This window comes from Nonomuraea purpurea, from assembly GCF_042650645.1.
GTDB lineage: Bacteria > Actinomycetota > Actinomycetes > Streptosporangiales > Streptosporangiaceae > Nonomuraea > Nonomuraea purpurea.
Genome location: NZ_JBHSBI010000001.1, coordinates 395,610 through 407,441, shown reverse-complemented (window position 1 = coordinate 407,441; position 11,832 = coordinate 395,610). Strand labels below are relative to the sequence as shown.

At 67.0% G+C, this 11,832-nt stretch carries 14 protein-coding genes; 5 read left to right on the top strand and 9 right to left on the bottom strand.

What is annotated here, in order from left to right:
* Positions 1-107: 107 nt before the first annotated feature.
* Positions 108-488, bottom strand: a complete 381-nt coding sequence (locus ACFOY2_RS01905) for a hypothetical protein (RefSeq protein WP_379526125.1) — start codon at positions 486-488, stop codon at positions 108-110.
* Positions 489-904: 416 nt separating this feature from the next.
* Between ACFOY2_RS01905 and ACFOY2_RS01900 the strand changes: the two genes are divergently transcribed.
* Both ACFOY2_RS01900 and ACFOY2_RS01895 read left to right on the top strand, forming a co-directional pair.
* Complete coding sequence (locus ACFOY2_RS01900; protein ID WP_379526124.1) at positions 905-1,510, top strand: DUF6461 domain-containing protein; 606 nt, start codon at positions 905-907, stop codon at positions 1,508-1,510.
* Positions 1,511-1,561: 51 nt separating this feature from the next.
* Positions 1,562-2,104: an SUKH-3 domain-containing protein gene (locus ACFOY2_RS01895; RefSeq protein WP_379526123.1), complete on the top strand. Its 543-nt coding sequence runs from the start codon at positions 1,562-1,564 to the stop codon at positions 2,102-2,104.
* Between the two features lie 122 nt (positions 2,105-2,226).
* On the opposite strand, the gene ACFOY2_RS01890 is transcribed toward ACFOY2_RS01895, so the two are convergent.
* The 4 genes from ACFOY2_RS01890 to ACFOY2_RS01875 all read right to left on the bottom strand — a co-directional run bounded on the left by ACFOY2_RS01890 (position 2,227) and on the right by ACFOY2_RS01875 (position 4,499).
* Positions 2,227-2,682 carry a DUF6069 family protein gene (locus ACFOY2_RS01890; RefSeq protein ID WP_379526122.1) on the bottom strand — a complete coding sequence of 152 codons (456 nt, stop codon included), beginning with the start codon at positions 2,680-2,682 and terminating at the stop codon, positions 2,227-2,229.
* On the bottom strand, positions 2,666-2,935 hold the full coding sequence (locus tag ACFOY2_RS01885) for a hypothetical protein (protein ID WP_379526121.1): 270 nt from the start codon (positions 2,933-2,935) through the stop codon (positions 2,666-2,668). The genes ACFOY2_RS01890 and ACFOY2_RS01885 overlap by 17 nt, the downstream gene beginning before the upstream one ends.
* Positions 2,936-2,940: 5 nt before the next feature.
* Positions 2,941-3,939, bottom strand: a complete 999-nt coding sequence (locus tag ACFOY2_RS01880) for an RNA polymerase subunit sigma-70 (RefSeq protein WP_379526120.1) — start codon at positions 3,937-3,939, stop codon at positions 2,941-2,943.
* 179 nt (positions 3,940-4,118) lie between these two features.
* A complete protein-coding gene (locus ACFOY2_RS01875) occupies positions 4,119-4,499 on the bottom strand; it encodes a DUF3592 domain-containing protein (protein WP_449290121.1) in 381 nt (126 codons plus the stop codon).
* A gap of 376 nt (positions 4,500-4,875) precedes the next feature.
* On the opposite strand from ACFOY2_RS01875, the gene ACFOY2_RS01870 reads away from it, so the two are divergent.
* Positions 4,876-5,640 (top strand): methyltransferase, encoded by a 765-nt coding sequence (locus tag ACFOY2_RS01870; protein ID WP_379526118.1) that lies wholly within the window; start codon positions 4,876-4,878, stop codon positions 5,638-5,640.
* A gap of 84 nt (positions 5,641-5,724) precedes the next feature.
* Here ACFOY2_RS01870 and ACFOY2_RS01865 read toward each other — a convergent pair whose 3' ends face one another.
* Both ACFOY2_RS01865 and ACFOY2_RS01860 read right to left on the bottom strand, forming a co-directional pair.
* Positions 5,725-6,339 (bottom strand): hypothetical protein, encoded by a 615-nt coding sequence (locus ACFOY2_RS01865; RefSeq protein ID WP_379526117.1) that lies wholly within the window; start codon positions 6,337-6,339, stop codon positions 5,725-5,727.
* Between the two features lie 85 nt (positions 6,340-6,424).
* On the bottom strand, positions 6,425-7,204 hold the full coding sequence (locus tag ACFOY2_RS01860; RefSeq protein ID WP_379526116.1) for a class I SAM-dependent methyltransferase: 780 nt from the start codon (positions 7,202-7,204) through the stop codon (positions 6,425-6,427).
* A 498-nt stretch (positions 7,205-7,702) separates the two neighbouring features.
* On the opposite strand from ACFOY2_RS01860, the gene ACFOY2_RS01855 reads away from it, so the two are divergent.
* Entirely contained in the window at positions 7,703-8,683 is a 981-nt protein-coding gene (locus tag ACFOY2_RS01855; protein ID WP_379526115.1) for a LacI family DNA-binding transcriptional regulator, read from the top strand.
* 394 nt (positions 8,684-9,077) lie between these two features.
* On the opposite strand, the gene ACFOY2_RS01850 is transcribed toward ACFOY2_RS01855, so the two are convergent.
* Complete coding sequence (locus ACFOY2_RS01850; protein WP_379526114.1) at positions 9,078-10,313, bottom strand: MFS transporter; 1,236 nt, start codon at positions 10,311-10,313, stop codon at positions 9,078-9,080.
* A complete protein-coding gene (locus ACFOY2_RS01845; protein ID WP_379526113.1) occupies positions 10,307-11,041 on the bottom strand; it encodes an SDR family oxidoreductase in 735 nt (244 codons plus the stop codon). The genes ACFOY2_RS01850 and ACFOY2_RS01845 overlap by 7 nt, the downstream gene beginning before the upstream one ends.
* Before the next feature lie 81 nt (positions 11,042-11,122).
* On the opposite strand from ACFOY2_RS01845, the gene ACFOY2_RS01840 reads away from it, so the two are divergent.
* The gene (locus tag ACFOY2_RS01840) at positions 11,123-11,749 is read left to right on the top strand and encodes a TetR/AcrR family transcriptional regulator (RefSeq protein WP_379526112.1); all 627 of its coding nucleotides are present in this window, start codon (positions 11,123-11,125) and stop codon (positions 11,747-11,749) included.
* Positions 11,750-11,832 lie beyond the last annotated feature (83 nt).

The following is an 11,832-nucleotide window of genomic DNA, read 5'->3' as shown; positions in this document are numbered from 1 at the left end:
GAAACGCTGGCGATCCTGCTGGGGGTAAGGCGCTTTACCTCCCCTTGGGGCCACACCCCCAAGGGGAAGTCGGCAGTGCCGTTATACCCCCCGGTCTAGCCGCCTTCTCAGTAGTACATGAACGTGGCCAGAAGGCCGTTGCTCATGATCTGGGTGAGAAGCTCCCCTGGCCCGGCCCCCCATGAATTGGCGGCGTTGGCCAGGGAGTAGACGTCCCCGTAGTTGCCCATCCAGTGCCATCCGGGGGCGGCAGTCGCATTGGCCGCGGAGCACGCCTTGAAGAGGTCGATGCCCTGCTGAGTGGTCAGGACCTGATCACGAGCCGGCTCGTAACAGGTGGAGCTCGCGCTTGTCGACGCCTTCGGGGAAGGTGCGTCTGCCGAAGCCGGCACACTGATCAGTAATGCGGCGGGAACGGACACCAGAGCGAGTACGCGTAACCGCTTGAAGGTTTGACCCTCAACGAGATGCCGCCGGACGTTGGTCATGCCGTGTTCCTTTCGCTTGGAGTTGCCGCTCGATCGAAGGTCGTAGTGACCTTATCGCCAACGATCGGGACCGGGGCCATGTCCGGCAACGGCACCGGACGCATTCGCCGGCGCCGCCGGTGAACACCCTGGTCTCGGCAGTGACCGTGGTGTCCGGCGCCACCGGACACCTATGCCTCAGGCAAGATGATCGCCTGGCTTGACCTTGCCGCCCGAGGTCAGACGGAGGTGGTGACGTCTCCGATGACGGTGGTCGAGGCGCACGACGGAAGGATCATCGAGCAACCGCTGGGGCTGGGTGCTCTCCCGGCTCAACGTCGCCACCATCGGCAAGGACGAGGCCCGCCAGGTCCGCAAGCTCCTCACCGACGCCCAACTGCACGCCCACAAGCACGCCATCTTACGGAGAGTTTCTCGTGTCTCACCCCACCGACCTATACGACCTGATGGTGTCTTGCGGCTTCGACAGCGAGGAATACTCCGGCTTCCACCTGGTGTGGGCGGAGGGAATGGGCGCCAACGAACTGTGCCTGCGTCTGGGCGCTGACCCCTCCAGCGCGTTCCGGTGCACCATCGAAAACTTGGCGCGGCCAGAGGCTGAGCCCGGACCCGGAATGTGGGCCGGCACGGCCAATGGTTGGGCCCAGGCCTTGCTGTTCGACTTTCTCATCTCCCCGCTGACTTTCCTGCCTGAAGTCTCGCGTGGCACGCGAGCGCTCAGCATCAAGTGCGGCCACGACAACTACCGCGTGGACTGGGCGATCGACGGAGTCCTCGTCACCTGCTTCGCCATCCACTGGCCCGATGAGCGAGGAGGCGCCGACCCGAACGCCCTCGACCCGCTCATGGAGGGTCTCACCTTCCAGTTGGACGACCCGGATGACCCAGGGATCGAGGATCCGGTGTACATCGAGGTCAGCGTCACCTCCGCGCTACGGTTGGCGAGCCGGATCACCGGGCGAGAGATCGACGCGAAATGGCTCAGCGCCGTACACAGCAACTACTCACTCAAGTCGAGCTAGAAATCTTTAATGGCAGGGCAGGACATACGAACTACGGTAGGCTTGCTCGCCTTGATCATCACCGGGGTTTCCTTGAGAGGTCGATGCCCGATGGGAAGGACGCTGCTCGAAGCCGAAACAATCGAGAAGCTGACCGAAGCCGGTTGGCAGCCCGGACGGAATATCGGAGATCAGGTCGACCGCTGGGTCGAAGAAATCAGAGTGATACATCAACGTCGAAATCTTCAAGCCGGACCGGGTTTCTCCGACGACCTCGGGTATGCGGAACCACCAGTTACCGTGCTTGACATGCTGCGGGAATTCGGTGGACTTGATGTAAACGTCACAGGGCCGGGGCGGACAATGCGCAAGCACCCTTTTCAACTGGATCCCACGATAGGCTTGTTGAGTCCTCGCGCGTACGCCCAACTTTCCGGCATGGCCAGAAGTGTCGCGTTCCCCATCGGCATCCTCTACGGCGACGGAGCCGCCCTCGCAGGTGACGAGCGGGGACGAGTGTTGCTGATAGGTTCAACCGGGGAAATGCTTGTCGGAACTGATATCCATGAAGCGCTGAACAACCTGGTGCAAGGCGTAATGCCCGACTATCTGTAATGGCTACGGTTCCCCTGAAATGAGCTGATCGACCGGGATCCGGGGGAACGGGCGTGGACGTGGTGGCCGGGGGTGCCATAGGAATTCCCTATGGCACCTGCCGGCATTTCGTTGCGGGATCGTCAATCGGTCCGGGTGCGGAGGCTCCGCGCCAGGATGGGGATCATCACCGCCGCAGGGACGAGGTGTAGCACGAGGAGGGCGATGGTGGTGGCGGTGTTCGCCCCGATGAGGAGGGGCGGGACCAGCGAGATCGCGGTCAGCGACACTGCCGTCCACACGAATCGCTCGGCGGGGCGAGCGCTCCAACGAAGAAGAGCGACGGCGATGACGACGCCCACGATCGAGAAGAAGCCGGTCACCACGGCGAACCCGGGCAACGGGATCGTCTCGCCACCATCGGAGACCTCGAAGTCGACGCCAACGGCCTGGGCAAGCGCAGCGGCGAGGGTGGTGGCCACGCTCGCCGCGAGCGTGGCGATGAAGCCGGTGCCGGCGAGCCCGAGAAGTCGGTGGCTGTGGCTGGTCTGGCCCGATGCCGGGCCTGCGACTCCCCCGGTGTCATTCATGCTGTTCATGTCGTCCTTCCATCATTCGGTGACTGGCGGGGGTGACGACGCGCACCCTCGCCGTGCGACGGCCGGGGTTGCGCAGGGCGCGGACGCCGGTGCCGCGGAGCCAGAACCCGGCGTCGCGCCCGAGGACCGGCCCGGGCTCGCCGTCGCGCAGCTCCAGCTGCACCCGCCCGCGGGTGACGACGCCGAACGCGTCGCACCACTCCGCCGCGACCACCGCGACACGCGCGCCACCGCGCAGCGTGAGCGTCCACACCGGGGCTACTCCGTGCCGTCCGCCGGCAGGCGCTCCGGCAGCCCGAGCCGCGGGAACTGGTCGTCGTGGAAGGTGACGATCTCGGTGATCGCCCCGCCGGTGACGCGCAGGACGTCGATCGTCAGCGGCAGGTACGCGCCCTCCTGCTTCCGCCAGAGGTAGAAGGCGATGGCGGGCTGCCGGTTCACGGAGGTGGGGACGGCGCGCAGGTGCTTCAAGCTCTCGAAGCCGCTCTCGACCCAGTCGTTCACCACCGCGTCGCGGCCGACGTGCAGGCCCGGCGTGGGCGGCATCGAGCAGCGGACGTCGTCCCGCAGCAGTGCGGCGAGCCCGCCGATGTCCGTGGCCACGCTGGCGTCGGTATAGCGGCGCACCAGCTCGCGCGTCCCGGCGTCCTCCTCGCCGCCGGTCCAGTCCTGCCGCTCGGTGGGCAGGTGCTCCCGCATGCCGGCGCGGGCCCGCTGCAGCGCGCTGTTCACGGAGTTGACGGAGTCCCCGAGGAGCTCCGCGACGTCCTTCGCCGGCCAGCCGAGCACGTCCCGCAGGATCAGCACGGCCCGCGGGCGCGGGGCGAGGTGCTGGACTGCGACCAGGTACGCCAGCTCGATCGTCTCCCGCGCGACGGCGACGGACTCCGGCTCGTCCGCGTCGCCCGCGGGCAGCTCGTCGAGCAGCCGGTCCGGGTAGGGCTGCAGCCACGGCACCTCGCCGCCGGTCGCAGGCTCCGGACGGCACTTGGCGAGCAGGTCCAGGCAGGCGTTGGTGGCGATCCGGTACAGCCAGGCCCGGAACGTCGACCGCCCCTCGAAGGTCTCCCGCCGCCGCCAGGCACGCAGGAACGTCTCCTGCACGGTGTCCTCGGCGTCCTCGAACGACCCGAGCATCCGGTAGCAGTGCACGTGCAGCTCCCTCCGGTGCCGCTCCGCCAGCCCCGAGAACGCCGGCTCGTCGACCTCGCCCAGACCGCTCACGCCCAGCTCCTCCAGCCGCATGTCCGCACTCATCACGTCATCCTTCCGCTTCGTCGTGTCCTGTCGTAGGTGTGACGGGTGCGGGCGCGACAACTCATCACCAGGGTCGGCAGGCATGGCCGATTCAGTGACGGATCCGGTGGCGGAGCACGACGCGCGGTACCGCGAGGAGGGCGCGGGTCCGCGACCGCCTGGCGCGTGACGGGACCGGGTCACCGCCTGATGGTGACCCGGTCCCATACAGCCCAGACGAGTTTAGGACGCCAGAGCACGAAAGCCGTCACGAGGAGCACCAGCACGGCGACGGCGCTGTACAGATGTGTCTCGTGGAGCCAGGTCTCGCCCTTGTCCAGCACGCCGCCCTCCGGATCGGCGGGATCGTAGAGGATCTCCCGGCGGGCCCCCACTTCCTCAAGTCCGGCCCACCGGTGAACCCCGACCCACGCCTCGATCGTGGCGCCGTCTCGGGTGACGAACCTGACCCTGACCTCTTCCGGTCTCTTCCGCGGGCGGTGCACGTCGACGACGGTGGCCTCCGCCCCGAGGCCGTGCTGCTGGATTCTGCGCAGCCCCCAGTAGTCCTCCACCGTCATCGTGACGACGACGAGGGCCGCGATGGCCGATATGAGCGCGACGAAGCCGCTGAAGGAAAAGAACCCCCACTGTGGCCGTAACAGCCGGGAGCGCGGACCAGGACGGCGGTCAGCGGAACGGTGCTGTCCTTCCCCAGGACGAGAACTTTTCCGACGGGATTTCCTCCGAGCAGTCTTGCTCCGGCCCATCGACCATAACCCCCCATTGCGGACGATATCCCCGCTGTGAAAACGCTTCAACACCGCACGGAGTTCCGCCGAAACGGATCACTCAACGACCTGGAGTCGACCCGCGTCCTTCAGAAGACCTTCTGGGGCATGTTGTTCTCTTCTCGGCCCGAGACGGATCAGTTATTCACTTCAGTAGGATTCCGGCATGGGCCAAACCGACCCGCCCCGCTCTCGGCCGACCGGCTCCTCCTACACCCCGATGCTCTCCGCCGCCGAGGCAGAACGTATCCGCCAGTGGCATCAGCGCGCCTACGAAGCCGCCAAAATCGAGGCGGGCTCCGGCCAGACGTTCACCTACCTCGGCAGGACTCTGGTGGTTCCGCCCGAAGTGCAGCCGATCACCGGCATGTCGCATCTTCTGGGTGAGGCCGTGCTGAACGAGGTCCGTCCCGACGACCAGGTCCTCGACATGGGCACCGGCTGCGGTGTCAACGCCATCCTGGCCGCCGCGACAGCCGGCAGAGTTCTGGCCGTCGACATCAACCCGATCGCCGTGCAGGCCGCCCGAGACAACGCCGGACGCAACAACGTGGCTGACCGGATCGAAACCCGCCACAGTGACGTGTTCAGCCACGTCGACGGCCGTTTCGACCTGATCATCTTCGACCCGCCGTTTCGATGGTTCGCCGCGCGCGACCTGCTCGAGGCCGCCACCACCGACGAGAACTACCGGGCGATGACGACGTTCTTTCGCAACGCCAGACAGCACCTGACGCCCAACGGACGCATGCTGACCTTCTTCGGCACATCGGGTGACCTGGCCTACTTCAAGCAACTCACCGACGAAGGAGGATTCACCAGACAGGTCATCGCCCACCACGACCTCATCAAAGACGGCTCGACTGTCGACTACTTCACCTTCCGCCTCACCCAAACTTCTGCGGCACCCCGGCCACGCCCTGCCGCTTGACAGGTGCAGAGAGTCTCGGCTGTCGGCGGGTTCCGGCATACTCGCCGAATGTCGACTGCGCGGGGCGGACGATACGGCCCCGCCTCAACTCATGGCTGCGTAGGTGATGTACGAGACGGCCATGCCCACGAGCCCAACCAGCATCAGCACGTTGCGTACGCGTCCGGCCGTCGTCCCTTTGATCCCGAACGTCACCATGGCCAGCACCCGCGTACGGTTCTCGCCGCGCCTGAACCAGCGCGGCTGAATTCCCGTCGCGAGGAACGGCACCGCCAGCGCCGAGAAAGCCAGCCCTCCGAAGACCGCCATCACACCCTGCGCGAGACCCTTGCCGCCGGACAGCCTGAACGTCGCCCCGGCCTGGTGCACGTGAAGCTCCTCGCCGACCGCGACATTCGCAGCGCCGCCTCCCCGGTACTCGGCGTTCTCCACCGGCTCGCCGCCCCCGTCCGGCCGGAACGTCCCCGAGCAGCGCGGCTCGTCGAAGGCCTTGCCGCTGCGGCTCTGCTTCCAACACCGCTCCACGGTCAGCGTTCCCTGCACGCCCTTCACCTTGGCCGCGGTCAGCGTCATGTTCACCCCGGCCGCGCAGATCCCCAGCGCGACGAGAAGCAGCAAGACCCCGAAAAGGCGCCCACCCAAACTAGGCCCGGGCAGCTGGGCAGGGTCGCCGAGCACGGTCTCCCGCAGTTCCGTCACAGCCCCTCGCCTCCCACCCCCGCTCACCACGGAGGAGGCCATCCTCCCACGCACGCATGACAAGCCACTGGCGGCCGTCCTGGACTCAATCGGCGCGCTGTCCGAGGCGGAGGACGCTCAGATAACGGCGTGACGCTCGGTCGCCCATCCGCGTGCGGATGCGCTCGGCGATGGCGTCGAGCAGGGGCTCACGGACGTCGCGATCGAGTCTGCGGTACAGCGACGTCGAGCGAAGCAGATCGGCGAAGTCGTCCCCGTTGAGCCACTGGACGGTCGGGTACCAGCGCACGATCGTCGGGCCGAACAAGCCGCCGGGATCGTCGACCTGACCCCAACCCTCGTCGGTGGTGCGCACGTCGTCCTCCAGCGGCGGATGACCCCAACCAGGGTTCCCGGGGCAGAAACGCTCGTGGAGATCGGCGGTCTCGGCGTACACCTCGGGCTCTCCCGGCCGGCGGACGACGACGTTGCCGAGCAGCGCCATCCAGCCTCCGGGATTGAGCACGTCGTGCGCTCGACGCCAGCCGATCGACGGGTCGACCCAGTGCCACGAAGACGCGGCCACGAGGGCATCGAAGCGACGGCCGCGGCCGTCCCACTCCTCGAACGTCGATCTCTCGACTTCGACGTTGCGGAAGCCGGCGAGCCTCCGGCGCGCGAGCGCGGCCATCTCCCGGCCCGGCTCGACCGCGGTCACCGAGCATCCGAGCGCTGCCAGCGAGCGCGTCGCCTGACCGGTACCGCAGCCCACCTCCAGCACCGACGACCTTTCGTCCATCCCGGTCATGCCGGCAAGGTCCGCGAACAACTCGTCGGGGTATCCCGGCCGGACCCGGTCGTAGAGCTCCGGCACCTCGTTGAACACCCGACCGAGGTCACGTCGCTCCGGGCGCATCTTCGGATCATCAGCCACGAGCGCACAGGCTATGAGACTCGTCCAAGGGGACGCCACCGGTTAACGGCAGCCGCTGACGCTAGCGCAACCAGCGGGCCACACGTCGATTGATGCGAGACGAGCGCACTAGGATCGCCGCGGTGCCGGGGCCGCCCAAAGGAGGCGCCGCACCTCGTGGGTAGGGCTCGCAGGACACTCGTGCCCTGATCACCTAAGGTCCGGGAGGGGTCCCGCGTCGGATACAGGATGATCCAGCGATCTCATGGCCCGCCCGTCCGAGGACACGCGCCTTGTAGCGGCGGGCCCACTGGCGGATGGTGCCGGGTTCGCGGTCGAGCCGCTCGGCGGCTTGGCGGCCGGTCGGCCGGTGACGGAAATCCCGATGAGATCGGGCGGCTGCGAACACTACGATGAGGCCGTGATGGCGACAGGTGAGGCGTTGCGCTGATGGCTGTGAGCATGCACGATGTGGCTCGCGCTGCCGGTGTCTCCCAGCGTACGGTCTCCAATGTCGTCAACAACTACGAGTACGTCCGGCCGGAGACGCGGCAGCGTGTGCTCGACGCCATGGCGATGCTCGGCTACGTCCCCAACGCGGCCGCCCGAAGCCTTCGATCCGCCCGTACGGGGCTCATCGCGCTTGTCGTCCCCGACTTCAGGGCGCGCATTTTCGCCGAGTTCGCGGGCGTGGTCGTGCGCGAGGCCGAGGCGCTCGGATACACGGTCCTGATCGAGCTGACGGGCTCGGATCGGGAACGCGAGCTGAAGGTCTTGACGGGCGTTCGGAACCAGCTGTCCGACGGCGTCATCATGATGGCCATGTCGCTGCGGCCGGACGACGGGCAGCGCCGCCGCGCGGGTTATCCGATCGTGCTGGTGGGCGATCAGGTGCTCGAGGGTCAGGTCCCTCACGTCGACATCCCGAATCGGGAGGCGTCCCTGGCGGTGGTGCGCCATCTGGTGGGCACGGGCAGGCGGCGGTTGATGCTGCTCGGCTACGACCCCCACGGAGGTCTGACGGCACGGATGCGGGTGAGAGGCTTTCTCGATGGGCTGGAGGAGCAAGGGCTGACGGCGGATGCGGAACTGCTGGTCAGGGCCGACTGGACGCGTGCGGGCGGTCAGCGGGCGATCGAGGAGTACATAGACGCCGGACGGCCGATGCCCGATGCCGTTTTCGCGATGAACGACTCCCTCGCCCTCGGCGCGCTCCGGGCGCTGCAAGTCCGGGGCCTGCGGGTGCCGCAGGAAGTCGCGCTGGTGGGCTTCGACGACGTCGAGGAGGCACGCTACTCGACGCCGTCGCTCACTTCCGTCTCACCGGATGTGGAGGCGCTGGCCAGGAACGCCATCGCGATGCTCCACGAGCAGATCACCGGTAAACCCAGTGGGCGGGAGTCGCACATCGTGGTGGACTTCCAGCTGAAGGTGCGCGAATCGAGTCAGTGAGCCGGGACTGCCAAGTGCCACGACAGCGTCAGCGGGTATCGCCACCCGGATGTCAGTTGCCCCCGCCACGAAACTGTCAGTAGCGGCCAGGCGCTGCACACACCGCTGGCGGGCGTCCTGGAGTTCCGGCGGGACATGATCTCGGAGAACACCCGCGCGGGCGTGGGACCGTCGCGGCCGCGGCCGGCAAGAGGCTGGGGCGACCGGCCGCCCTCGACGCGCGGGCCGCAGCGGCCGTGGTCACCGCGTTATCTCGCCGGATTTATTCCGCCATGTTCGGGCCCGAAAGTTACTCAACACCGCTGGTCGTGCACCGCCCCGACCTGCTTGAGCAGCCCGTGCGCTAATCCCTGTCCCGTCGTTTCTTGACCACGGTGGCGCACTCACGCTCTGGTTACCGCATGCCTCCGCTCGTCGTCGCGGGTTGGTCTGCGAGCCGGGTTCGTTCGTGTCGTCGGCCGGCGCAGTGGGCGCCGAACCCGGCCACGGCGAAGGTGACGGCAGTAGCGGTGGCGTCGGCCCAACCGTGGCGCTGATAGGCGTGCGCACCGAGTGCCGATCCGGCCGCGCCGCCAGCGAACATGGCGGTGGCGTAGACGGTGCTGACCCGGGCGCGGGCCTGCGGGAGCAGGTCGTAGATCATGGCTTGGTTGGCGGTGTTGAGTGCCTGCAGGGCTGCGTCCATGAGGAGGGCACCGGCAATGAGCCACCCCATCTGGGTGCCACCGAGGTAGATCGGAACAAAGGACGCGACGAGGAGCACACCGATCACGGCAGCGAGGGGCCAGCGCTGGCGTCGCGGCCGGGTGGCCATGGAGCGACCGGCGAGGATCGCGCTGGCCGCGCCAGCAGCGCCAAGCAGGGCGAACAGTCCGATCTGGAGTTGGGTGAGCTGGTAATGGTCGGCGAGCAGGAAGGTCACGGTGGTCCAGAAGCACCCGAAGGCGCCGAATGCGAACCCGCCGTTGAGCGCACGCCACCGCAGTATCGGCTGCACCCGTATGGTGTGCAGGACGCCCCGCAGTTGCGCCGGGTAGCTAAGGGACAGCTCACTCGGACTCGTCGGGAGCCGGTGATACAGCATTGCGGCGGTCGCGGTCATCAGCACGGCTGCAACCACGTAGACGGTGCGCCAGCCGAGTAAGCCGGCCTCCACGCCGGCGAATCCGCGGGCGAGCAGGACACCCAGCAACATCCCACCCAGCAGGGTGCCGATGACACCGGCACGCTGGTCATCGTCGGCCAGGGTGGCGGCGTGCGCCACGAGCATGGTGACCGTCACCGACGCGATACCGACCACCGCCGCGACGACAGCGAAAACGGCCAGCGTCGGGGCGGCCGCGCTGACGGCCACCGCGGCCGCGTTCAGGCTGGTCAACGCAACGAGCAGGGGGCGAGGGCGGACAATGTCTCGGAGCGGAACCAGAAACACCAGCCCAAGGGCGTAGCCGGCCTGAGCGAAGGTAACCACCAATCCGGTCGAGCCTTGGGACACACCGAAGTCGGCGGCTAGGGAACCCAGTAGCGGCTGGGCGTAGTACAGGTTGGCGACGGTGGCCGCGATAGCGATCGCCAGGAGCCGTACGAGACCGGCGGAGATGCCACTGCGGTTGATGCTTTCGGTTACCACACCACGTACCCCTGGTCGTTGAAGAACCCGCCGGTGGGACCGGCATCGGCCAGCGTGGCCAGATCCACGATGATCCGGGCGCCCTCTTCGACGGTACGGGTGCCGCGGTACCCGGTGAGGTCGGTAGCGGTGTACCCGGGCGTCGCCGAATTGATCTTGATATGGGACAGGCCGGGGTCCTTGCCAAAGGCGCGGGCGTACTGGACGGTGAGCATGTTCAACGCGGTCTTCGACGACGAGTACGCCATTCGACGGTCGGCGTCGCCGCCAAAATCCGTACCGCCGCTCGTCAACCCCAGCGAGGCGGTGGTGCTGGACACGTTGACGATGCGCGGCGCGACCGAGGCGCGCAACAGCGGCAGCATCGCGTGAATGACCGTGACGACGCCGAAGACGTTGACCTCGTAGGTGTGGCGCATTTCGACCGCCGTGGTGTCCGCAGCGAGCCGATCCACGACGGTTCCGGCATTGTTAACCAGCACATCGAGTCGCCCATGTTCCTGGCACAGCCGATCTGCCACCATCTCGACACTGGCAGAGTCGGTCACATCGAGCCGCACCGGCACAGCCGCCCCGTCGGCACACAGCTCCCGGGCAGCCGTGACCCCACGCTCCGGATCGCGGCTACCCATCACCACGGTCATCCCACGTCCCAAGAACTGCCGGGCCGTCTCCTTACCTAGTCCTTTATTCGCGCCGGTCACGAGCGCCACAGGGCGGTCAGCCATGACTCACTCCTTCTTCTCCACGAGATCCATCGCTTTAATGTTACAAGCTGTATCGCGAGATACTAGCTGTATCATGGATGAGTGGCCACATCAGAGTCAAAGGAAGTCAGGCCGGGGTTGCGGGCCGCGGGTGTGCAGCGGACCCGGCGCAACATCCTCACCGCCGCACGGCGGCATCTCATCGAGGCCGGCTACCACCGACTCAGCCTGGAGGACGTCGCCGCCGACGCCGGCGTCACCCGAGTCACCATCTACCGGCACTTCGACTCCAAACTCGGTCTGCTCGACGCCATCGGCGAGGACCTCGCCCAACAAGCCGACCTTGTCGCCGGCATGCAAGAGGCCGCCAAGACCGGCGAAGCGGTCCCCGCTTTCACCGCCATGGTCGGGGAGCTATGCCGCTTCTGGAGTACCGACCCGGAGGTCTTCCGACGACTGATCAGCCTCTCAGCCGTGGATCCCGAAGCCCGGCAAGTCATCGCCAGCCGAGAGCACTGGCGATACGAACAGATCAGCACCTTCGTGCAGCGCCTTGCCCACGCCGGCCGTCTCCAGGCCCCCTTCGACGTGCGACAGGCCACCACAATCGTCGGGACTGTGACGAGCTTCCCAGCATGCGACGAGATCGCCACACGGCTTCGGACAGACCTAACCAAGTTGAATCCGATACTCCTGCCCTTGCTCACCAGTGTCGTCCGACTCGACTGATCAATAAGCTCTCACTGGAGCGTCTCAATTGCCGAACGCTCAACGAGACACGTCTCGTCGTCGGTCGGTGGCGACGCGACCTG

Bases quoted from the DNA above. Each gene is read 5' to 3' on its own strand.
- ACFOY2_RS01870 (WP_379526118.1), top strand. From the start codon at position 4,876: ATGGGCCAAACCGACCCGCCCCGCTCTCGGCCGACCGGCTCCTCCTAC.
- ACFOY2_RS01880 (WP_379526120.1), bottom strand. From the start codon at position 3,939: ATGAGTGCGGACATGCGGCTGGAGGAGCTGGGCGTGAGCGGTCTGGGC.
- ACFOY2_RS01890 (WP_379526122.1), bottom strand. From the start codon at position 2,682: ATGAACAGCATGAATGACACCGGGGGAGTCGCAGGCCCGGCATCGGGC.
- ACFOY2_RS01905 (WP_379526125.1), bottom strand. From the start codon at position 488: ATGACCAACGTCCGGCGGCATCTCGTTGAGGGTCAAACCTTCAAGCGG.
- ACFOY2_RS01845 (WP_379526113.1), bottom strand. From the start codon at position 11,041: ATGGCTGACCGCCCTGTGGCGCTCGTGACCGGCGCGAATAAAGGACTA.
- ACFOY2_RS01875 (WP_449290121.1), bottom strand. From the start codon at position 4,499: ATGACGGTGGAGGACTACTGGGGGCTGCGCAGAATCCAGCAGCACGGC.